The following is a 20,043-nucleotide window of genomic DNA, read 5'->3' as shown; positions in this document are numbered from 1 at the left end:
CGCAGGGGATCGAATTCAGCTTTCCGTCTCCCAAGGGCGCTTCGCTCGTGGTGGATCGGCGATGGGTGGTGACGCGTGGAGACCATTGCGCTTATTCTTCTTCTGCTGCTGGCGGTGGTGATCAGCGGCACTCTCACGCGGCTGTCGCCGGTGCCGGTGCCGCTCCCTCTGGTCCAGATCGGCCTGGGTGCGCTGATCGCTTCGGTGGCTGAGCTCACCGTGCCGTTGCAGCCGGATATCTTCTTCCTGCTGTTCCTGCCCCCTCTGCTGTTCCTCGATGGCTGGCGCATCCCGAAGGAAGGCCTGTTCCGCGACAAGGGCACCATCCTGGAACTGGCCTTGGGCCTGGTGGTGTTCACGGTCATCGGCGTCGGCTTCTTCATCAACTGGCTCATCCCGGCGATGCCGCTGGCGGTGGCGTTCGCGCTGGCGGCGATCGTTTCGCCCACGGATCCGATCGCGGTCTCCGCCATTGCTGCGCGGGTGCCGATCCCGGCTCGGCTCATGCACATTCTGGAAGGGGAATCGTTGCTGAACGATGCCTCCGGCCTGGTCTGCATGCGCTTTGCCGTGGCGGCCGCTTTGTCGGGGACGTTCTCTCCCGCGGCGGCATTCGGAACGTTCCTGTGGGTGGCGATCGGCGGCGTCGCCATCGGTGTTGCCGTCACCTGGGGGACCACGGTGGCGAAGAACTGGATCTCCCGCCATCTCGGGGAGGAGACCGGGTCGCAGATCCTCATCAGCCTGCTCATCCCGTTCGGCGCGTATCTTCTGGCCGAGCATCTGCATTGCTCCGGCATCCTGGCCGCCGTGGCGGCCGGCATTACCATGAGCTATGCGGAACATAGTGGGCAGGCGCTGGCGGTCACGCGCGTCCGCCGCAGCGCGGTGTGGGATACGGTTCAGTTTGCGGCCAATGGCGTGATCTTCGTGCTGCTGGGCGAGCAGCTGCCGCAGATTATCGCGGGGGCGGCGCAGGTGGTGCGGGAGACCGGACATCATGAGCCGGCCTGGCTCATCGCCTATGTGGCCGCGATCAATCTGGCTCTCGCCGGTCTGCGCTTCACCTGGGTCTGGGTGTCGCTGCGCTTCACCCTTGCCCGGGCGGCGCGCAAGGGGAAAGTGCCGTATGTGCCGGGCTGGCGCCTGGTGGCGGCGACTTCGCTGGCCGGCGTGCGGGGCACGATCACCCTTGCGGGCGTCCTGACGTTGCCGCTCACCTTGGTGGACGGCTCGGCATTTCCCGCGCGCGACCTGGCCATCTTTCTCGCCGCCGGGGTGATCGTGTTCTCCTTGGTGGCAGCCAGCATCGGCCTGCCGTTCTTGCTGAAGGGCCTGAAGCTTCCGCCCGAGCCGTCCCACCAGAAGGAGGAGGATCAGGCGCGCGACGCCGCCGCCGAGGCGGCCATCCGGGCGGTGGAGCGGGCGCAGCATGAGATGGGCGATGGACGCGCCGATGTGGATCTCTACGTCGATGTGGGCGCCCGCATCATGGAGCTGTACCGGCAGCGGATCGACGGTCGCGCCAAGATCGGCGCGGAAGGCGACCTGGTGCGCAAGCTCGATGCGGTGGAGCGGGAGTTGCGGCTGGCGGGTCTGCGGGCCGAGCGGGAGGAAATCTACCGGTTCGCCCGGCTGCGCCGGATCTCGGACGACATGACCCACAAGCTGGTGCGCGAGATCGACCTGCTGGAGGCCCGGTTCAGCGCGGGATGACCTGGCGCGGAGCGGCGGCGCGGGGCGTCGTCCCGCGCCGGGACGCCTTATCGGGTTTCTTTCAGGAACTGGTCGAGGATCGCGGTGGCTTCGGGCCCAGCGGCGGTCCGCCAGTCGGCCAGGGTCTTGGCAGCGGCGTCTTGCATGGCCGTCATGACCGCGGCGGGCGGCGCCACGTCGATGGTGACGCCATTCTCGCGCATGCGCTTGAAATTGGCGTCCACGCGGCCGGTCATGGCACTCCATTGGTGCGCGGTGGTGGCCGCTCCGGCCTTCAGCACGGCCGCCTGCATCGGCGCATCCAGGGCATTCCAGGCGGTCAAGGAGACGGTGCCGAAGCTCAGGGGCACCGCATAGACGATTTCGGAAAAGTGCGGCAGGTACTTCCACAATTGCCGCCCCGCCCCGCCATCACCGGAGGACAAGACCGCATTGATCGCGCCGCTCTCCAGTTTCGGCGTGAGGTCGGCATAGGACACGACGCTGGCGGCGCTGCACAGCCGGGCGAACAACTCGGTGCCGGTGCTGTCATAGGTCCGCATCTTCAGCCCCTTGAGCGCCGAGAGACTGTTCACCGGCACCGTGGACCAGATGCCGCTGGGCGGCCATGGTGTGATGAACAGCAGCTTCTGTCCGCGGGCGGCAAACAGGGCCTCGTAGAACGGACGGGCCATCTCATAGAGACGGCGGGCCTGATCCGGCGAGGCGGTGACGAACGGCAGCGACGACAACAGGAACACCGGGCTGTCGTCCCCCAGGCCTCCGCCAAAGCTGTCGGCCATGGCGATGCGGCCCTCGCTGACTGCCTTCAGCTGCTCGCGGCTGCGCAGGCCCGATTTGGCGTCCGGCACGGGGCGGATGACAACGGCTCCCGCAGTCTCACGGGCGACCTCAGCGGCGAAGAAGCTGTCGGCCTGGCCGGGAATGGCGGTGGCTGGATATTCATTGGCCAACTCCCACACCACCTCGGTTCCGGCTGCCCGTGCCGGGGCCGCGAGCGTATTCGGGAAGGGGAGGGAGAGGGACGCAAGGGCAAGAAGGCTGCAGCAGGCAGCGCGGGCAAAGAAGAGGCGCATGAAAGGGCTCCGCGGCGGCGTCGGTCTGCGACGACCGAGCAGAGCCTAGGGGGCAGGATCACCTGCTGTCGATGCATAAATGAGCACGCGGCGTGAAAGCCTAATTTTAGGCCAGCCGGTCGCTTCGCCTGCGCCGCAGGGGCGCCGTGGTGGGGTGCATTCGGCCATTTGAACAAACATGCGCCCGATCGGATACGGCCGCTGGAGGCGCGTGGTGTGGCCGGACGCTTGACGACGGCCTCTGGCGCGAGGGACAGGTTGACGCTGCGATGCGTCTGGCGTCGCGCCTGGGGAGGAAGCGGGCCATGGCATTCAATCGACGGTTGTTTCTGGGCAGTGCCGCGGCGATGCCGCTGGCCACCCTCGCCGCGAGCGGCGCCCGCGCCGCAGATGTCCCGGCGGGTGTCCAGACGGGAATGGCGCAGTTCGAGGCGGTGACGGCGCAGGCCGGCGGCCTGATCCGCTGCCACCGGGGGCAGGACCTGCAATGGGAACTGGGCAAGAAAGCCGCCGAGCCGCTGTTCGTCGGCAGTGCGGTGAAGACTTTCATCCTGGCGGAGGTCTTGCGGGCGGTGGAGGCGGGCACGCTGTCCGAGGCCGATCAATGGGCCGTCAATGACAGTGTCCGCTCACTGAGCAGTCCGGTGCTGATCAACCTCACCGGCACCACCACCGGCCGCAGCGTGCTGGAGGCCATGATCGCCCATTCGGACAATACGGCCACCGATATTGCACTGGCCAAGGCCGGTCCTGACAATGTGCGCCGTCTGATCGCCCAGGCGGGCGCCACGAAGACCCTCATTCCCCATTCCACCCGGCGGATGGTGTCCTACTTCGCCGGCGCCCCGGTGGGGAAGGATCTCAGCTGGGACGAGCTGAAGAAGCTGGATACCGGTCCGCAGGCGGGGCCCGGGCGACCGCCGATGAATGATCGCGAGACCATGATCAGCAGCGCCGTCGATCTGGTGAATTGGTATCAGACCGCATTGGCCGGAACCTACTTCAAGAACCCGTCCACGCTGACCGAGTTCAAGCGCATCCAGAACATGGCCGATGCGATCGCCATGGTGGTTCCGGCCGGCATCGCCGCTTATGCCAAGGGCGGCAGCATCGAATGGGAGGGGTTCCGGTGCTTTGCCCTGGCGGGGCAGATGGTGTCCGGACCCCACAGCGTGACGTTCAGCTTCACCATCAACTGGTCCGGACCGAACGAAACCGTCGCGCCGATCTTCAAGGGCTATGGCGATGCGGTCCGTCTCACGCTGGCGGCGGCCATCGACAGCCTCAAGGCCTGAGCGTCTAAGACCTGAGCGTCTCAAGGCGTGGCCGGCCCAGGGCATCCGTGCCCGGGGCCGGCGATGCCGTCGATCAGGCGGGTTCGGCCGGAGTGACCGGAGCGGGCGTCGTGGTCGGGGCCGCGGCGAGGGCTTCGCGCAGCGCCTGTTCCTTGGTGTGATCCAGAGAGGTCTTCAGCACCACGCCGCCGGAGCCCTTGATGTCTTCCAGCACCTTGTCCGCGGTCATGGACTTGATGAGCACGAACAGTGCCGCATTGCCCGGCGAGATCGAGCCGGCAAGATCCTTCATGAACGCGTCGTTGATGCCGAAATCGGTCATGGCCCCGCTCAGGGCACCCGAGGCGGCACCGATGGCGGCACCAACCACGGGCATGAGGAAGATGGCGCCGACCAGCAAGCCCCAGAAGCTGCCGCCCAGGGCGCCGGCGGCGGTGGTGTTGACCATCTGGTTGAGCTTGACCTGCCCATCCTCGGTCTTGACCGCGATCACCGCATCTTCCAGGGCGATGACATATTCCTTTTGCAGCGAGAGCAGGTGCTGGCGGACTTCTTCCGCCTTCTGCTCGGTCGGATAGACGATGACGACGAGATCGGCCATGGGATGTCTCCAGTGCTGTTTCTTACCACCGGGTCATGACATATCCGCTTGATCCGGTTGTGACACCCCTTTTTGCACGACCACGGAGATTGGCGAGCTCCGCCGGGATCTGCCCGGGCGTAGGCATCATGGTGCTTCCCTGCGCAAGTTTGGCACACTAATGTGACAGCGTGGAACAAGGGCGGGGCAATGCCCGCAGGTCCGAGGGAGATGCGCGTGACGGGCGAAAATCAGACGACGGCTGTCGACGGAGCCGCGCCTCGGCAGTATGCTGACGGTCATCCCCTCGACGAGATCCACTATATCGAAGCGAAGATCATTCTCCATGGCGGGCGCTTCACCTGCGTCCAGAATTTCTTCGACTTCGCCAAGATCGTACGCAAAGTCGCCAAGGAGACCGGCGTCGATTTCAATCAGGATGAAGTCGAGGGCATGCGGCCGCAGATCCGCGAAGTCCTCTTCATGGATACCAAGGATTTCAAGCTCTACAACAATGCATTCATTCTGCGGCGCCGGATCAATTATGAAGACGGCTTCCCGGTGGGCGACCCGGAGATCGTGTTCAAGTTCCGCCATCCGGACCTGGAAACTGCGACCTTGTTGGATGTGCGCCCCTCCATTAACGGCCAGTACCGCATCAAGTTCAAGGAAGAAGTGCTGCCGCTGAAGGACCGCATGGGCGGTATTCGTTCGCTGTATTCGCACAATGTGGAATTCAAGTTCCACCCCACCAACATGAGCGAGGATCCCACCGCCGCCAGCACCCTGGTGCGGGTGTTCCCCGCCTTGGCTCCGGTGCTCGCCGGCACGAAGGAGCATGTGCAACTGGTCAACCGCACCGCGGTGGAAGAGGTGCTCCAGCAATTGGGCACGCTGGATTTCGGCAAGGGCGTTCTGGCTGCCAGCAACGTCTCGGTCTGGCGCACCCGCGGCGATCAGCATCAATTGGTGGGCGAGTTCTCCTACCAGATGCGCATGGAGCGCCGGGCGGACGTCAGCGCCAAGGCGATCCAGCGCAGCAACGAGTTTTTCTGCGCCCTGCAGCATGCGGCGCAGGACTGGGTGTCGCTGGGGACCACCAAGACCGGCGCGGTCTATCGCCTCAAGGGCGCTCCCCCGCAGAGCCATGAGTGAGTGCGGGCTTGCTCGATGCCACGCCTGATGATGTCCATCCGAAGGATCTCCGTCCGTCATGAGTGACAGCGTCGCCGGGTTGCCCGGCGCTCCAGATCCGACAGTGTCCGAGGGCGTGCCATTGCCGCCGCCCTCCGTCCTGGCGATCTTCCTGGCCTTCCTGTCCATCGGCGCCACCAGCTTCGGGGGCGGCGTGGTGGCCTATCTGCGTGCCGGTCTGGTGACGCGGCACAAATGGGTGGATGACAAGACCTTCCTGGAACTGCTGTCCATCTGCCAGTCCCTGCCGGGGCTCAACGCCTCAAACATGGCGATCCTGGTGGGCGACCGGCTGCGCGGCACGGCGGGGGCGGCGGCGGCGCTGGTGGGCATCTGCCTGCCGGGCGGCCTCCTGATGGTCGCCGCCGCCATTGCCTACGGCTCGCAGCACTCCCAGGGCGGCGTGGTCAATGCCATGCTGCACGGCGTCTCGGCGGCGGCGGTGGGCATGGTGCTGGCGGTCACCATCCAACTCGGCCTGAAGACCGTCACCCGGATGGCGGATATCGTGTTCGTGGCGCTCACGGTGATCGGAGTCACGGTGCTGCACCAATCGGTGCTGCTGGTGCTGGCGGTGGTGGGCGCGCTGGCCATCTATTGGTATCGCCCCGGCGCCCCGGCCCATGCCGGTGCCAAAGAAGAAAATCACGAGGCCGCCCATCATGCGGCCGGTACCAAGCCCGCTGACGCAAACATGGGCGACAAAAGCGGCGGTGGTGCATCATGAACCAGTTGCTGCCGCTGATCAGCGTCTTCGCCTATCTGTCGCTGCTGACCGTGGGCGGCGGCATGGCGGCGTTTCCCGAGCTGAAGACCCTCACCGTCGATGTGCACCACTGGCTCACCTTTCCCGAGCTGATCCACCTCTACAGCATCGGGCAGATGGCGCCCGGTCCCAACATGATGATGATCGCCGCCGTCGGTCAGTGGGTGGCCGGGCCCCTGGGCGCGATCGCGGTGACGCTGGCCTTCTTTCTGCCCACCGGGCTGCTGACGCTGTTCGTCGGCCGGCTGTGGGTGCGACTCGCCGATTGGCCCTGGCGGGCGTCCATCCAGCGCGGACTGGCGCCCGTGTCCATCGGCTTGCTGCTGGCGGGGGTGATCAGCATCTCCAAGGGGGCGATCACCGGCTGGGAGGCGGGCGCGATCGGCGCGGGCGTGCTGGGCATCTTGTTGGCCACGCGCATGAATCCGTTGCCGCTCATTGCCATGTCGGCGGTGGTGGGCGCCTACGTCTTCCGCTGAGCGGCAGGCGCGCGGAACCGTGATCGATTTTTCGGCGCTGGCGCCGGAACCGGGCCCATCTCGGGGCGTTGCTCTTCGCTTGCTTGGTGTGCGAGGGGTCCGATGGCCAGTGCCGCGTATCGTCCGGAGGTTGTAGCGGAGCCCCGTACAGTTCTCTTGGTGGAAGATGAAGCGCTCCTGCGCATGCTCATGGCGGAGCTTCTGCGCGGCGCCGGTTTGCGGGTCATCGAGGCGGCGACCGCGGACGAAGCGGTGGCTGTTCTTGATGCGGGCCTGCACCTGGACATGGTTTTCACCGACGTGCGGATGCCAGGCCGCATGGATGGCGTTGGTTTAGCGCTGACGGTTCGGCGAGACCGACCGGAGGTTGCTGTTCTCGTCACCTCCGGTGATCTCGCGCCTGACATTGCGCGGCAAATGCCTGCCTTCATCCCCAAGCCCTATGATCTGGACGCCGTCGTGGTCCAGATTCTGGATCGGCTGGATGCGCCGGTGCCCGAATGAGCGGACCCGAAAGCAGAGCCCTGCCCGGCGTCCTTCTGGTGGATGCCGACATCCTGGTCCGCCATGTGCTGGCGGAATATCTGCGAGGGTGCGGCTATCGCGTGGTCGAGGCGGCCAGCAGCGACGAGGCGCGGAGCCTGCTTGCCGCAGGCGAGGTGGAAGTGGATGTGGTCCTGGCGGATGTTCAGGCGCCCGGCCAAATTTCCGGCTTCACCTTTGCCCGATGGCTTCGCGAAGCGTTTCCCCACATCGACGTGGTCGTCGCCGGTGCCCCAGCCCAGGCGGCGAAGGAGGCGGCGGGGCTGTGTGAGAGCGGCCCGCATTTGGCGCGGCCCTATGAGCCGGAGCAGGTGGTGGACTACATCAAGCGGCTGCGGGCCTCCCGTGACCGGGCAGCGGTTCCCTGAGCCACACCATCGGGACCGTGCCCCTCAGTGGAGCGCGTAGCGGATGCCGATGCGGATCTGCTGGGTGCTAAGGTCGTCAAACACTAAAGGCTGTTGCAGCAGATGGAAGGTGGGCGAGCCGAAGCTGGAATAGCGATAGCCCACATCCAGCGTCCAGAGCGGGGTGATGGCCCAACCGACGCCGGCAGAGACATTCCAGCCATATTCGATCTGCGACTGGTCTCCCAACGAGGTGGAGAAGGTCGGCGTGAAGTTGAACGTCAGTTGCGTTACGCCAATGCCGGCACCCACATAAGGGGTGATGTTGGCAAAGGTGAAGATGTCCCAATAGACATTGGCCATGGCGGTCACGGCGGACAGGTTGGTCACGCCGTTCATCGTCGTGGCGGACACGGCGGTGCCGTAGTCCATGGTCAGGTCCGCCCGCAGCCAGGGCTGGAAGCGATATCCGGCACCCGCGCCGAAGACGTGCCCGTAAGTGGCATCGGTGGCAGCAAGGCGCGCAGCGCCCCGGACATGGCCCTGCACGTCGGTCGCGCCGCCGGTGGACCGCAGATACCAGCCGCTGCCGACCTCGTCGTCCACCTCTGGCGGGGTGAGGCTGAAGTCGCCCGGCTTGCCGAGCATAGGCAATTCCGGGTCCGCCGCGCGGGCGGCGGTTGCCAGGGTCAAAATGGCGGCGCAAACGCACAGACAACGGAGCATGGCAATCCCGAACCCGCGGCGGTCGCAGCCGCTCAATGGCGTCACCGTTGCAGAGGATGCTTAATTCGGAATTAACCCTAACGTCATGTCAACAGAAGACCGGCGGCGTCCTCCGGCGTGTGGCCGCTTCAGGCCGCCACGCGGCGCAGGGCCTCGATCACGCCGTCCACCGCGCCTTCCACCAGATCATAATCATCGCCTTCCCCCATCACCCGGATGACAGGCTCGGTGCCGGAGGGGCGGATCAGCAGGCGGCCATGGTTGGCAAGGCGCAGTTCCGCATCGGCGATGGCCGCGATCACATTCGCATGTTCCAGCGGGCGGCCCGAGCTGTAGCGCACATTCTTCAGCACCTGCGGCAGCGGGTCGAAGCGATGGCACACCTCAGAGACCGGGCGTTGGCTGCGCGCCACCACGGCGAGCACCTGCAGCGCCGCCAGGAGCCCGTCGCCGGTGGTGGAATAGTCGGACAGGATGATGTGGCCGGATTGCTCGCCACCCACATTGTAGCCGTCGGCGCGCATGCGCTCCAACACATAGCGGTCGCCCACGGAGGTGCGGGCCAGCGTCAGCCCTTCGCTTTGGAGATAGCGTTCCAGGCCGAGATTGGACATCACCGTGGCGACGATGCCGTCCCGCGAGAGGCGCCCGTCCTCCTTGAAGCTCTGCGCCACCACGGCCATGATCTGGTCGCCGTCCACCACATGGCCCTTCTCGTCCACGATGATGACGCGGTCGGCGTCGCCATCAAGGGCGATGCCGATGTCGGCGCGCACTTCGCGGACCTTTGCGGAGAGAGCGGCGGGGGACGTGGAGCCCACGTCGCGGTTGATGTTGACGCCGTTCGGCTCCACGCCGATGGCGATCACATCGGCGCCCAGTTCCCAGAGCGCTTCGGGCGCGACCCGGTAGCCGGCGCCATTGGCACAGTCCACCACCACCCGCAGCCCCTCGAAGGACTGGTCGCGGGGCAGGGTGCGCTTGGCATATTCGATATAGCGCGCATGCACCCCTTCCAGCCGCTTGGCGCGACCGATCTCGGCCGGGGGCGCGAGCTTCTTGACCATGTCATGGTCGATCAGTTCCTCGATCTCCTGCTCGATCTGGTCGGAGAGCTTGAAGCCGTCGGGGCCGAACAATTTGATGCCGTTGTCGTCGAACGGATTGTGCGAGGCGGAGATCATCACGCCCAGGTCCGCGCGCATGGAGCGGGTGAGCATGCCCACCGCGGGCGTCGGCACCGGGCCGAGCAGCAGCACATCCATGCCCACGGAGGTGAAGCCGGCCACCAGCGCGTTCTCGATCATATAGCCTGACAGGCGCGTGTCCTTGCCGATGACGACGCGATGGCGATGTTCACCGCGCCGGAACACGACACCCGCCGCCATGCCCACGCGCAGGGCCAGATCGGCGGTCAAGGTTGCATTGGCACGCCCACGCACGCCGTCGGTTCCAAAATACTTACGCGCCATTCGCCAAAGCCCTCGCCCGCATGGGTGCTTGTACCGCCATTTAGCATCGTCCTTCCGTGAAGACAGTCACGTTTTATGAGCGCGCATGTCGAAAATACGTCCGATGGGTGTGCCGAGGCTGAGCATTTGCGGCGCTCGCGCATGCTGTGCATTGCCCTTGGCAGGGCGGGAATGGTAACCGATGCGCAGGTTCGCTGGAGTCTCGTGCCCGTGTCGTCTCTTTCCCTCGACGTCCTCACCATCGGAAACGCCATTGTCGACGTCATCGCACGTACGGACGAAGCGTTCCTGGCCGCCCATGGCATGCCCAAGGGCTCCATGACCCTGATCGACGAGGCCCAGGCGGAAACGCTCTATGGCGCCATGGGGCCTGGCCTGGAGATTTCCGGCGGCTCGGCGGCCAACACCGCGGCCGGGGCGGCCTCGCTCGGCGCGCGCACCGGCTTCATCGGCAAGGTGCGCGGCGACGGGCTGGGCGGCGTGTTCGCCCATGACATCCGCGCCGCCGGTGTGGCTTATGCCACCGCCGCCGCCACCGACGGCCCGGCCACCGCCCGCTGCCTGGTGCTGGTGACCGCAGATGGCGAGCGCACCATGAACACCTATCTCGGTGCGGCGCAGAATCTCACCGCCGCAGAAATCGATGCGGAGATGGTGCGCGGTGCCGCCATCACCTATCTGGAAGGCTATCTGTGGGATCCGCCGGCCGCCAAGGAGGCGTTCCTCACCGCCGCGCGCATCGCCCATGATGCGGGACGCGAAGTGGCGCTGACCTTGTCGGATGCCTTCTGCGTCGGGCGCTATCGGAGCGAGTTCCTCGACCTGATGCGCACCGGCGTGGTGGATCTGGTGTTCTGCAACGAGGGTGAACTGAAGGCCCTCTATGAAACAGCGGATGTGGATTCCGCGCTGATCCAGCTGCGCCGGGATGTGGCGTCCGCCGTGGTCACCCGCTCGGAGCATGGCGCGCTGTTCGTCACCAAGGATGCGGTGGTCTCGGCTCCCGCCTTCCCGGTGGAGACCGTGGTGGACACCACCGGCGCCGGCGACCTGTTCGCCGCCGGCTTCCTTGCCGGCCGCACCCGCGGTCTCGATCCGGCCACCTGCCTCCGCCTGGGCGCGCTCGCTGCCGCCGAGGTCATCTCCCACATGGGCGCCCGGCCGCAGAAGAACCTTCTGGACCTTGCCCGCGAGAACGGTCTGATCTCGTGAGCCTGCCGGCGGCGCCGGAGGATGGCGCCGCCCGCGCGCTGGCGCATATCGATGCCGGTGCCCGGGCGATCCTGGTGCTCGGCGGCGCGGGGACGGGCAAGACCACGTTCCTGCATGAATTGCGCAAATCCCCTCGCGGGCGGCAGGTGTTCCTGGCGCCCACGGGAGTGGCCGCCCTGCAATTGGGCGGGCAGACCCTCCATTCCTTTTTCGGCATTCCCCCGCGCATCCTCAATCCGGAGGATGTGAAGCCACGGGTGCAGGTGCGCCGGCTGCTGAAGAAGCTCGACCGGCTGGTGATCGACGAGATCTCCATGGTCCGTGCTGATCTGCTGGATACCGTGGACCGGACCTTGCGCATCGCGCGGGAGAGCAATGTCCCGTTCGGCGGCGTGCAGGTGGTCCTGGTGGGCGATTTCCTGCAATTGCCGCCGGTGGTGCCCAATGTGGAGCAGCAGGTGCTGGAGCAGATGGGCTATGAAGGCCCGTTCGCTTTCCATGCCAGGGTGCTGGCGGACCATGCGGTGGCCCATGTGCCTTTCACCGTGGTGCATCGCCAGTCCGACAGCGAGTTCATCCGCCACCTCGGCGCGATCCGGCGGGGCGAGAATCTGCGAGAGGCGCTGGCGGCGCTTAATGAAGCCTGCGTGCGGCCGCACCGGTCGGGCGTCCTGCCGGTGCTGCTCACCCCCACCAACGCCCGGGCCGATGCCTATAACCAGCGCGGCCTTGCGGCACTCGCCGGCAATGAGCGGGTGTTTGAGGGGGCGCTGAAGGGCGAGTTCGGCCTGGATGGCGATCGGCTGCCGGTGCCCGAGCGCCTGGTGCTGAAGACCGGCGCGCGAGTGATGGCGCTGCGCAACGATCCTGCCCGGCGCTGGGTCAATGGCTCGGTGGGCACGGTGACCGGCATCGGTGCCCATAGCGCGCTGGTGCGGCTGGACGGCGGCGGCACGGTGGAAATCGAGGCCTTCACCTGGGAGCGCATCCGCTATGCCTTCGACGATGCCACCGGGCGCATCGAAGGGCAGGTGGTGGGCACCTTCAGCCAATTGCCGCTGGTGCCGGCCTGGGCCATGACCATGCACAAGGCGCAAGGCCTGACCCTGGAAGACGTGCGCATCGATTTCGACAATGGCGCCTTCGCGGCGGGCCAATCCTATGTGGCGCTGTCGCGGGCACGCTCGCTGGCGGGCTTGTCGCTGGTGCGGGAGATCCGTCCGTCGGACATCCGCATCGACCGCCGGGTGGCGGCCTTCGTGCGCGATTTCGAAGCGGGATCAGCCGCAGCCCTGCCGCCGGCCTGACCCCGGACGGGAAAAGAGCCCCCTTACCGGCCCATATCGGCAGCTGCTGCGTCCGCCAGGGCAGGGCACTGCCCGGCGGCGCCTCGGCGTTCGGACATATTGTCTAGTGGCTTCGGACGAAAGCGCGGCTATCATCGTGCGTGATGGATGACAGGCTCTCACCTTCCGGACAGAAAGCGGCGCGCCAGACGCGTTGGCGCCGGTTCGTGCGCAGCGTGCCCGTGTTGCAGATCCTGTGCGTCTTTGCGCTTCTGCTGGTGGGGTCGCTCCATCAGCCGCCGCAGCCTCGGGCCGATGTGGCCAGCACGTTCGACGTGGCGGAGTACGTGCTTCCGGACGGGAGCGTTCCGGATCTTTGCCTCTCCGCGGCGGGGGATGAGGGCGGTTCGGCGGCCATAAAGCACAGCCACGGCTGCGAAGCCTGCCGCCTCACTGCAATTCTCGACTTCCCGGCACCGGCGCACGACGTCTATCGACAGGCCGACTATCGCATCACGGCGCCGATCATCCCGGTGGACACCGGCGGCGTTGGTCGAGAACCGCGCTACCGCGCGCCGCCTCGCGCTCCACCTGGTTTCGGCATCGAAGCATGATCCATGGCAGGCCTGCGCCTGCCGTCGTCGCTGCGGATCGGCTGAGCCTCGCTTGCAGGTTCGCCGGGAAAATGTCGGAACTTCAATATGTTGATTAGCCCAGCACTTGGCGGCGCCAGGCCGGCCACTGGCTTTGATCTGCCGTTCCTCTCGCTCGGACGCGCGGCATGCCCGCTGTCGGAGCATTTCGAGGCCTATACCAACCTCCCCGCAGATGCCCTCCAGGACGGGCAGCTCTACCGCGTCAGCGAAGGCTGCCTGGCCCTCTATCACCAGCTGGATCGCGCGCGGCGGCAGATCCTCGATATCCTCGGGCCGGGCCGGATCGTCGACCGGGCGATCCTCGAACGCCTGCGGTGCGAAGCCATGACACTGGCGCCGACCCGTCTCGAGCGGATCGACGACGCCCCGCTCGCGCTCAAGATCCTGGCCGCGGACAATCAGGACCTCATGCTCAGCCGGGCGTTCGGTCATCTGACGCGGATCGGCAAGCAGGGGGCGTCCGAGCGGGTTGCGGCAGCCTTGCTGGATCTGAGCAAGCAGTTCGCGCCCAACGCAACGCAAGAGGCGAGCCTGGGTTTCCCGCTTCATCTCAGCCGGAGTGATCTGGCCGATTGGCTCGGCCTGACCCTTGAGACCGTGAGCCGCTGCCTGAGCCGGTTCAAGCGCGACGGCCTGGTGGCATTCGGCAAGGCGCCGCAGATGATCATCACCGATCGCCGGGCGCTCCAGGAGATCGCCCGAGGGGAACGAACGGTGGAATCCATCTACAAGCCGATGGGGGAGCCCGCCCCAAAGGGCCTGTCCTCCGTCAGGGGCCTTTGACTATTCGCGGGCGGCTGGCACGCTCTCCCTCTCCGGGGGCGGGCGTGCCGGCGGCTTGCGCCATCTCGCCCGGCTCGAAGCTGGCCAGCGTCGCGTCATAGCGCGGGTGGAGGGTGCCCATCAGCCGGTCCCACCACGAGAAGGTGTGGCCGTAATTGTATTTGAAATGGCCGTGGTGCTGGTCGTGAAACACCGTCGAGGCGAACGGGAACGGCGCCCGCCCGGCCGGCGAGGCGAAATGCTCGAAGCCCGCATGGCCGAGCATGCCACTGACCTGATCATAGAGCTTCTGCACCAGCAGCATCTGCCAGGGGATCGGCAGGATGAACGGCAGCAGCAGATAGAAGCTCTGGTTGAGAAAGCCTTCCATCAGCGTCTCGTGGTGGTTAGTCCACACGGTGGGGGCGACGCTTTTGTGGTGCAGGGCGTGGAAGCGATAAGCCGGCTTCCAGTGCAGCAGGCGGTGGATCCAATAGAACCACGCGTCGTAGAGCACCACCGAAATGCCCAGCATCAGCGGACCCGACCACCAGGTCAGCGGCAAAGGCGAGATGGTCCAGCCCTGCGCCTGGGCAAACAGGCCGCCGGCAAAGCAGAAGGCGATGATGGCGATGGATCCCGGCGCGTGCGCCAATTCCTGCCATTTGCGTTTGTTAACGCGGGTCTTCTGGATGCGGCGCTCCGGGTGGCGCGCATTCATCACCTCAAAGAACACACCCACTACCACCAGAACCACCACGATGGCGGCAACCACGCAGCCGAAGAGGGCGAGGAAGTCCAGCGCGAGGCCGGACCAACCTGCGGCCGGGTCCGAGGGTCCCAATATGCCCATGTCGCGCGTCCCGCCGGTTGAGAGGTGTGGGCAGACCTAGCAGAAGCCCCGACCTCTCACAATCAAGCGCCTGTCGCGGGGCTTTCCGGGGCGCGCCATCGGCATCGCCGGACGAAAAAGGGCCCCCGTGCGGGAGCCCTTTCCGTGATCCGCCTCAGATCAAGCGATCAGCGCTTCCAGCGGCCGTCGTACTTGAACTCGGGCGCGCCCTTCAGCTGCTCCTTGGTGGCGTCCATCATGGCCGTCCACTTCTTGTCGGTCTCGTTGTAGGTGATCTTCACGGAGGAGGGGCGCACGATCACGTAGCGCTCGCCCATGCCGAGAAAGCCGCCCACCGACAGGATGTAGCCGGACAGCTGACCCTGAGCCAGGATCAGATCCTTGATCTCGCCCACGGTCTCCTTCTGGCCGTTCATCACATTGAGGCCGATGAGATTATAGCTGAGCACATCAGTCTGATTGGCACGCACGAAGGTCTCGGTCGCGACGGTGCTCTGCGCCAGGGCCGGAACAACCGGCATCACGAGCGCGGCAGTGGCAGCGAGAGCGATAAGGGTGCGACGCATTGATATAAGCTCCTCATATGAAACGAATGCCCTAACAATGATCCAGGCGATGAAAAGTTCCTCATATGCCTGTTTGGTTGGCGAGAATTGCGAATTTTTTTCATCGTTCATTTCAGATGAGGACGTGGGGGTTGAGCTGAAACTTGACCTTGTGGCTGAAAGCTTGGCTGTAGGGCTTTTTCTATTTGACTCTCTCGGTCGCCGGCGCGGCTCTCCCCGCGCGCCTGCGACGCGCCTTGCTTTTGCCCGTGCCCGGATCTAGACCCATCAGTGGGACACTCCTCCCCAACGAGGAGCGCCCATCTGCGAGGATGGACCACATGACGATGAATGACGCCCCGGCCCACAAGCCGGCGAACCCGAACTTTTCCTCGGGCCCCTGTGCCAAGCGTCCCGGCTGGACGCTGGACGGCCTGCGCGATGCGCCGCTGGGCCGCTCGCACCGTGCCAAGGTCGGCAAGGCCAAGCTGAAGCTGGCCATCGACCTCACCCGCGAAATTCTCGAAGTGCCGGACAATTACCGCATCGGTATCGTCCCGGCCTCCGACACCGGTGCCGTGGAAATGGCGCTGTGGTCCCTGCTGGGCGCCCGTCCGGTGGACATGCTGGCCTGGGAGAGCTTTGGCGAGGGCTGGGTCACCGACGTCGCCAAGCAGCTCAAGCTGGCTGACGCGCGCATCATGACCGCCCCCTATGGCGAACTGCCGGATCTCAAGGCGGTGGATTTCAGCCATGACGTGGTGTTCACCTGGAACGGCACCACCTCCGGCGTCATGGTCCCCGATGCGGACTGGATCCCGGCCGACCGCGAAGGCCTGACCATCTGCGACGCCACCTCGGCGGCGTTTGCCCAGCCGCTGGATTTCGCCAAGCTCGATGTGGTCACCTTCTCGTGGCAGAAGGTGCTGGGCGGTGAAGCCGCCCACGGCATGCTGATCCTCTCCCCCCGCGCGGTGGAGCGGCTGGAGAGCTACAAGCCGGCGTGGCCCATGCCGAAGATCTTCCGCATGACCAAGGGCGGCAAGCTCATCGAAGGCATCTTCGAGGGCGAGACCATCAACACTCCCTCCATGCTGTGCGTGGAAGACTATCTGGACGCGCTCCATTGGGCCAAGTCCGTGGGCGCCCTGCCGGGCCTGAAGGAGCGGGCGAACCGCAACTTCGAGGCCATCGCGCAGTGGGTGCATCGCACCCCCTGGGTGGACTTCCTGGCGGTGGATCCCGTCACCCGCTCCAACACCTCGGTCTGCCTGAAGGTGGTGGACCCGGCGGTGACCTCGCTGGCGCCGGAAGCCCAGGCGGCCTTCGCCAAGGCCATCACCTCCGGCCTGGAAAAGGGCGACATCGCCTACGACATCGGCGCCTATCGCGACGCCCCTCCTGGCCTGCGCATCTGGTGCGGCGCCACCGTCCAGACCACCGACGTGGAAGCCCTGACCCATTGGCTGGATTGGGCGTTCAATGTCGCCAAGGGCTCGTTGCCCCAGGGCTAAGGCGGCCGGCGTGACGCGTCACGCCTGAGCGGTCCGCTTCTGTGGCCGGGTTCACCCGGCCACTCCAGATGCACCACATCGCTGCGCTTGCGCCCTGTCGTCGCGCCTCCCGGACTATTGTGGGAGCGACGCGCCGGGTGCGTGAGCGCCCATGGCACTCATATTCCGGAGCCCACACCATGGCCCCTCGCGTTCTCATATCCGACAAGCTGTCCGCTGCCGCCGTCCAGATCTTCAAGGATCGCGGCATCGAGGTGGATTTCCAGCCCGACCTCGGCAAGGACAAGGACAAATTGGCCGAGATCATCGGCGCCTATGACGGCCTTGCCATCCGCTCGGCCACCAAGGTGACCCCGAAGATCCTGGAAAAGGCCACCCGCCTGAAGGTGATCGGCCGCGCCGGCATCGGCGTCGACAATGTGGACATCCCGGCCGCCACCGCAAAGGGCGTGATCGTGATGAACACGCCGTTCGGCAATTCCATCACCACCGCCGAGCACGCCATCGCCATGATGTTCGCGCTGGCCCGCGAGATCCCCGCGGCGGACGCCTCCACCCAGGCCGGCAAGTGGGAGAAGAACCGCTTCATGGGGGTGGAGCTGACCGCCAAGACTCTGGGCATCATCGGCTGCGGCAATATCGGCTCCATCGTCGCCGAGCGCGGCATCGGCCTGAAGATGAAGGTGATCGCGTTCGATCCCTTCCTCTCCGCCGAGCGCGCCAAGGATCTGGGCGTGGAGAAGGTGGAACTGGACGACCTGCTGGCCCGCGCCGACGTCATCACGTTGCACACCCCGCTCACTGAGAAGACCAAGAACATCCTCTCGGCGGAAAATCTCGCCAAGACCAAGAAGGGCGTACGCGTCATCAATTGCGCCCGCGGCGGTCTGGTGGACGAGGTGGCGCTGCGCGCCGCGCTCGACAGCGGCCAGGTGGCCGGGGCGGCGTTCGACGTGTTCACGGTCGAGCCGGCGGAGACCAATCCGCTGTTCGGACATCCCAATGTGGTGTGCACCCCGCATCTGGGCGCCGCCACCACCGAAGCGCAGGAGAATGTCGCCCTCCAGGTGGCCGAGCAGATGAGCGACTATCTGCTCTCCGGCGCCATCTCCAATGCGGTGAACTTCCCCTCCATCACCGCGGAAGAGGCCCCCAAGCTGAAGCCGTTCATCGAACTGGCGGAGAAGCTGGGCTCGTTCGCCGGGCAGCTCACCGACACCGACATCAAGACCGTGCGCATCGTCTATGAAGGCGCGGTGGCGGATCTGAAGGTGAAGGCGCTGACCAGCGCCGCGGTGGCGGGTCTGCTGCGGCCGGCGCTGGCGGACATCAACGTCGTCTCCGCGCCCTCCATCGCCAAGGAGCGGGGCATCGTGGTGGAAGAGACCACCCGCGCCGCCGAAGGCGATTACGACAGCCTCATCACATTGACCGTGGAAACCGAGAGCTACGCCCGGTCGATCTCCGGCACGGTGTTCGCCGATGGCCGCCCGCGCATCGTGGACATCAAGGGCATCAAGGTGGACGCGGAATTTGCGCCCTCCATGCTCTATGTGACCAATGAGGACAAGCCCGGCTTCATCGGCAAGTTCGCCAGCCTGCTGGGCGATGCCGGCCTGAACATCGCCACCTTCGCGCTGGGGCGCGACCGCCAGGGCGGCGATGCCATCGCCTTGGTGGAAGTGGACGGCGCGGTGCCGGCCGACGTGCTCGACAAGGTGGCGGCGCTGCCGCAGGTCAAGCAGGCCAAGCCGCTGGCGTTCTGATTCCCCGCCGGTCTGCATCCAAAGGCCGCCTCCGGGCGGCCTTTGTCGTTCCGGGACCATGCCCGCGCCGGCGGATATATGCGGCGCAATCAGAGCCCGTCGGCCGGCTCCGCCACCGCCGGGCGGGCGCGGGTGGCCGTCAGGATGCCCGCCAGCACCAATGCGTAGCCGGCGCCGTGGAACCACTCGAACCGCTCGCCCAGGAACAGGATCGCCAGCGCCGAGCCGAACACGGGCATCAGGTGAAAGAATGGCGCGGCGCGGTTGGCACCCACCAGTTGCACGCCACGGTTAAAGGCGAGATAGGCCAGCAGCGACGGCGCCGTGCTCACATAGGCCAGCACCGTGAAGGTGAAGCGATTGAAGTGCAGTTGCGCGCCGCCGGCCAGTTCCAAAATCATGAGGGGGGTCAGCAGGAGGCCGCCGATGAACATGATGCTGGTGAGGAAGGACAATGGCCCCAGCGGCGGGCGCACCCGCAGGATGGCGGTGTAGAAGGCATAGATGACCAGCGCCCCCAGGATCCACATGTCACCCACGTTCAGCGTCAGGTGCAGCAGCGTATTGGGGTCGCCGCGGCCGACGATCACCAGCACCCCGGCCAGCGAAATGAGGATGCCCGTGACCTGTCCGCCGGACAGGCGATCGCGGAACAGGACCAGGCTCCACACCCCCACCAGGAGCGGCCCCATGGACTGCACCAGCAGGGCGTTGATGGCCTGGGTATATTGCAGGCCGTAATAGCTCATGGCGTTGTAGCAGGCGATACCGCAGGCGGAGAGCAGCACCAACTGCCAGAAATGGCGCCGGATCAGCGGCGCCTCGGCGCGCAATTGCGGCCATGCGAACGGCAGGGCAATAAGGGCGGCCATAAACCAGCGAATGCAGGCGGTGGTGATGGGCGGCATGGCCCCCACCATGTAGCGGCCCACCACGATATTGATGGCCCATAGCAGAGCGGTCAGGGTCAGCAGCACATAAGGCGCGTTGCTCAGGCGAGCGACGCCGCGGCTGACGAGTGTTGGCGTGGGCATGCGTCCTCCATGCGCCCCTTGGGCGGGGCGTCGCGTTGGCTGGACGATGAGGGGGGAGTGCTCATGTCCGCGCCGCTTGACTTGCGCTGGCGCCGGATGCCCAGAGCGGCCAAGGCGACGTCAACACGCAGAGACGCCAACTTGGGCGACGGGAAGCAACGGCCGATCGTGTCAGCCGCCACGGCGGCCGGGACGATGCGATGGGCCCCTGCTTCCCTCAC

20 protein-coding genes are annotated in these 20,043 nt (G+C 66.1%); 13 read left to right on the top strand and 7 right to left on the bottom strand.

What is annotated here, in order from left to right:
* Positions 1-75 precede the first annotated feature (75 nt).
* The gene (locus AAG816_RS08525) at positions 76-1,716 is read left to right on the top strand and encodes a Na+/H+ antiporter (protein WP_341989169.1); all 1,641 of its coding nucleotides are present in this window, start codon (positions 76-78) and stop codon (positions 1,714-1,716) included.
* A 47-nt stretch (positions 1,717-1,763) separates the two neighbouring features.
* Here AAG816_RS08525 and AAG816_RS08520 read toward each other — a convergent pair whose 3' ends face one another.
* Positions 1,764-2,792: a TRAP transporter substrate-binding protein gene (locus AAG816_RS08520; protein WP_341989168.1), complete on the bottom strand. Its 1,029-nt coding sequence runs from the start codon at positions 2,790-2,792 to the stop codon at positions 1,764-1,766.
* A gap of 305 nt (positions 2,793-3,097) precedes the next feature.
* Between AAG816_RS08520 and AAG816_RS08515 the strand changes: the two genes are divergently transcribed.
* Positions 3,098-4,087, top strand: coding sequence for a serine hydrolase (locus AAG816_RS08515; RefSeq protein WP_341989167.1), 990 nt, complete (start codon positions 3,098-3,100; stop codon positions 4,085-4,087).
* Positions 4,088-4,160: 73 nt separating this feature from the next.
* On the opposite strand, the gene AAG816_RS08510 is transcribed toward AAG816_RS08515, so the two are convergent.
* Positions 4,161-4,688, bottom strand: coding sequence for a DUF1269 domain-containing protein (locus AAG816_RS08510; RefSeq protein WP_341989166.1), 528 nt, complete (start codon positions 4,686-4,688; stop codon positions 4,161-4,163).
* A gap of 216 nt (positions 4,689-4,904) precedes the next feature.
* Between AAG816_RS08510 and AAG816_RS08505 the strand changes: the two genes are divergently transcribed.
* The 5 genes from AAG816_RS08505 to AAG816_RS08485 all read left to right on the top strand — a co-directional run bounded on the left by AAG816_RS08505 (position 4,905) and on the right by AAG816_RS08485 (position 8,017).
* Positions 4,905-5,822, top strand: a complete 918-nt coding sequence (locus tag AAG816_RS08505) for a hypothetical protein (protein WP_341989165.1) — start codon at positions 4,905-4,907, stop codon at positions 5,820-5,822.
* Between the two features lie 58 nt (positions 5,823-5,880).
* Positions 5,881-6,588, top strand: a complete 708-nt coding sequence (locus AAG816_RS08500; protein WP_341989164.1) for a chromate transporter — start codon at positions 5,881-5,883, stop codon at positions 6,586-6,588.
* Entirely contained in the window at positions 6,585-7,106 is a 522-nt protein-coding gene (locus tag AAG816_RS08495; protein ID WP_341989163.1) for a chromate transporter, read from the top strand. Before AAG816_RS08500 ends, AAG816_RS08495 begins: the two co-directional genes overlap by 4 nt.
* Positions 7,107-7,208: 102 nt before the next feature.
* Positions 7,209-7,610: a response regulator gene (locus tag AAG816_RS08490; protein ID WP_341989162.1), complete on the top strand. Its 402-nt coding sequence runs from the start codon at positions 7,209-7,211 to the stop codon at positions 7,608-7,610.
* Positions 7,607-8,017 carry a response regulator gene (locus tag AAG816_RS08485; RefSeq protein ID WP_341989161.1) on the top strand — a complete coding sequence of 137 codons (411 nt, stop codon included), beginning with the start codon at positions 7,607-7,609 and terminating at the stop codon, positions 8,015-8,017. Before AAG816_RS08490 ends, AAG816_RS08485 begins: the two co-directional genes overlap by 4 nt.
* Before the next feature lie 24 nt (positions 8,018-8,041).
* Here the strand turns inward: AAG816_RS08485 and AAG816_RS08480 are convergent, their stop codons facing one another.
* Together AAG816_RS08480 and glmM are read right to left on the bottom strand one after the other, a co-directional pair.
* Positions 8,042-8,689: an outer membrane beta-barrel protein gene (locus AAG816_RS08480; RefSeq protein ID WP_341989160.1), complete on the bottom strand. Its 648-nt coding sequence runs from the start codon at positions 8,687-8,689 to the stop codon at positions 8,042-8,044.
* Between the two features lie 161 nt (positions 8,690-8,850).
* Complete coding sequence (glmM, locus tag AAG816_RS08475) at positions 8,851-10,194, bottom strand: phosphoglucosamine mutase (protein WP_341989159.1); 1,344 nt, start codon at positions 10,192-10,194, stop codon at positions 8,851-8,853.
* Between the two features lie 210 nt (positions 10,195-10,404).
* On the opposite strand from glmM, the gene AAG816_RS08470 reads away from it, so the two are divergent.
* The 4 genes from AAG816_RS08470 to AAG816_RS08455 all read left to right on the top strand — a co-directional run bounded on the left by AAG816_RS08470 (position 10,405) and on the right by AAG816_RS08455 (position 14,131).
* The gene (locus AAG816_RS08470) at positions 10,405-11,406 is read left to right on the top strand and encodes an adenosine kinase (RefSeq protein WP_341989158.1); all 1,002 of its coding nucleotides are present in this window, start codon (positions 10,405-10,407) and stop codon (positions 11,404-11,406) included.
* Positions 11,403-12,713, top strand: coding sequence for a DEAD/DEAH box helicase (locus tag AAG816_RS08465; RefSeq protein WP_341989157.1), 1,311 nt, complete (start codon positions 11,403-11,405; stop codon positions 12,711-12,713). The genes AAG816_RS08470 and AAG816_RS08465 overlap by 4 nt, the downstream gene beginning before the upstream one ends.
* A gap of 143 nt (positions 12,714-12,856) precedes the next feature.
* Positions 12,857-13,306 carry a hypothetical protein gene (locus tag AAG816_RS08460; protein ID WP_341989156.1) on the top strand — a complete coding sequence of 150 codons (450 nt, stop codon included), beginning with the start codon at positions 12,857-12,859 and terminating at the stop codon, positions 13,304-13,306.
* 87 nt (positions 13,307-13,393) lie between these two features.
* Positions 13,394-14,131 (top strand): helix-turn-helix domain-containing protein, encoded by a 738-nt coding sequence (locus tag AAG816_RS08455; protein WP_341989155.1) that lies wholly within the window; start codon positions 13,394-13,396, stop codon positions 14,129-14,131.
* Here AAG816_RS08455 and AAG816_RS08450 read toward each other — a convergent pair.
* Both AAG816_RS08450 and AAG816_RS08445 read right to left on the bottom strand, forming a co-directional pair.
* Positions 14,118-14,963 carry a sterol desaturase family protein gene (locus tag AAG816_RS08450; protein WP_341989154.1) on the bottom strand — a complete coding sequence of 282 codons (846 nt, stop codon included), beginning with the start codon at positions 14,961-14,963 and terminating at the stop codon, positions 14,118-14,120. The genes AAG816_RS08455 and AAG816_RS08450 overlap by 14 nt on opposite strands.
* Positions 14,964-15,130: 167 nt before the next feature.
* A complete protein-coding gene (locus AAG816_RS08445; protein ID WP_341989153.1) occupies positions 15,131-15,529 on the bottom strand; it encodes a PRC-barrel domain-containing protein in 399 nt (132 codons plus the stop codon).
* Positions 15,530-15,849: 320 nt separating this feature from the next.
* On the opposite strand from AAG816_RS08445, the gene AAG816_RS08440 reads away from it, so the two are divergent.
* The gene (locus tag AAG816_RS08440) at positions 15,850-17,022 is read left to right on the top strand and encodes a phosphoserine transaminase (protein WP_341989152.1); all 1,173 of its coding nucleotides are present in this window, start codon (positions 15,850-15,852) and stop codon (positions 17,020-17,022) included.
* A gap of 179 nt (positions 17,023-17,201) precedes the next feature.
* Entirely contained in the window at positions 17,202-18,788 is a 1,587-nt protein-coding gene (gene serA / locus AAG816_RS08435) for a phosphoglycerate dehydrogenase (RefSeq protein WP_341989151.1), read from the top strand.
* 89 nt (positions 18,789-18,877) lie between these two features.
* On the opposite strand, the gene AAG816_RS08430 is transcribed toward serA, so the two are convergent.
* Positions 18,878-19,822 (bottom strand): DMT family transporter, encoded by a 945-nt coding sequence (locus tag AAG816_RS08430; protein WP_341989150.1) that lies wholly within the window; start codon positions 19,820-19,822, stop codon positions 18,878-18,880.
* Positions 19,823-20,043: the final 221 nt, after the last annotated feature.

The organism is Azorhizobium sp. AG788, assembly GCF_943371865.1.
Classification (GTDB): Bacteria; Pseudomonadota; Alphaproteobacteria; order Rhizobiales; family Xanthobacteraceae; genus Azorhizobium.
This window is presented reverse-complemented; position numbering and strand designations above follow the sequence as displayed.

What these genes read in the sequence shown, in the direction of transcription:
- AAG816_RS08520 (WP_341989168.1), bottom strand. Translation starts at nt 2,792, where the DNA reads ATGCGCCTCTTCTTTGCCCGCGCTGCCTGCTGCAGCCTTCTTGCCCTT.
- AAG816_RS08515 (WP_341989167.1), top strand. Translation starts at nt 3,098, where the DNA reads ATGGCATTCAATCGACGGTTGTTTCTGGGCAGTGCCGCGGCGATGCCG.
- AAG816_RS08510 (WP_341989166.1), bottom strand. Translation starts at nt 4,688, where the DNA reads ATGGCCGATCTCGTCGTCATCGTCTATCCGACCGAGCAGAAGGCGGAA.
- AAG816_RS08500 (WP_341989164.1), top strand. Translation starts at nt 5,881, where the DNA reads ATGAGTGACAGCGTCGCCGGGTTGCCCGGCGCTCCAGATCCGACAGTG.
- AAG816_RS08495 (WP_341989163.1), top strand. Translation starts at nt 6,585, where the DNA reads ATGAACCAGTTGCTGCCGCTGATCAGCGTCTTCGCCTATCTGTCGCTG.
- AAG816_RS08490 (WP_341989162.1), top strand. Translation starts at nt 7,209, where the DNA reads ATGGCCAGTGCCGCGTATCGTCCGGAGGTTGTAGCGGAGCCCCGTACA.
- AAG816_RS08485 (WP_341989161.1), top strand. Translation starts at nt 7,607, where the DNA reads ATGAGCGGACCCGAAAGCAGAGCCCTGCCCGGCGTCCTTCTGGTGGAT.
- glmM (WP_341989159.1), bottom strand. Translation starts at nt 10,194, where the DNA reads ATGGCGCGTAAGTATTTTGGAACCGACGGCGTGCGTGGGCGTGCCAAT.
- AAG816_RS08460 (WP_341989156.1), top strand. Translation starts at nt 12,857, where the DNA reads ATGGATGACAGGCTCTCACCTTCCGGACAGAAAGCGGCGCGCCAGACG.
- AAG816_RS08455 (WP_341989155.1), top strand. Translation starts at nt 13,394, where the DNA reads ATGTTGATTAGCCCAGCACTTGGCGGCGCCAGGCCGGCCACTGGCTTT.
- AAG816_RS08450 (WP_341989154.1), bottom strand. Translation starts at nt 14,963, where the DNA reads ATGGGCATATTGGGACCCTCGGACCCGGCCGCAGGTTGGTCCGGCCTC.
- AAG816_RS08445 (WP_341989153.1), bottom strand. Translation starts at nt 15,529, where the DNA reads ATGCGTCGCACCCTTATCGCTCTCGCTGCCACTGCCGCGCTCGTGATG.
- AAG816_RS08440 (WP_341989152.1), top strand. Translation starts at nt 15,850, where the DNA reads ATGACGATGAATGACGCCCCGGCCCACAAGCCGGCGAACCCGAACTTT.
- serA (WP_341989151.1), top strand. Translation starts at nt 17,202, where the DNA reads ATGGCCCCTCGCGTTCTCATATCCGACAAGCTGTCCGCTGCCGCCGTC.
- AAG816_RS08430 (WP_341989150.1), bottom strand. Translation starts at nt 19,822, where the DNA reads ATGCCCACGCCAACACTCGTCAGCCGCGGCGTCGCTCGCCTGAGCAAC.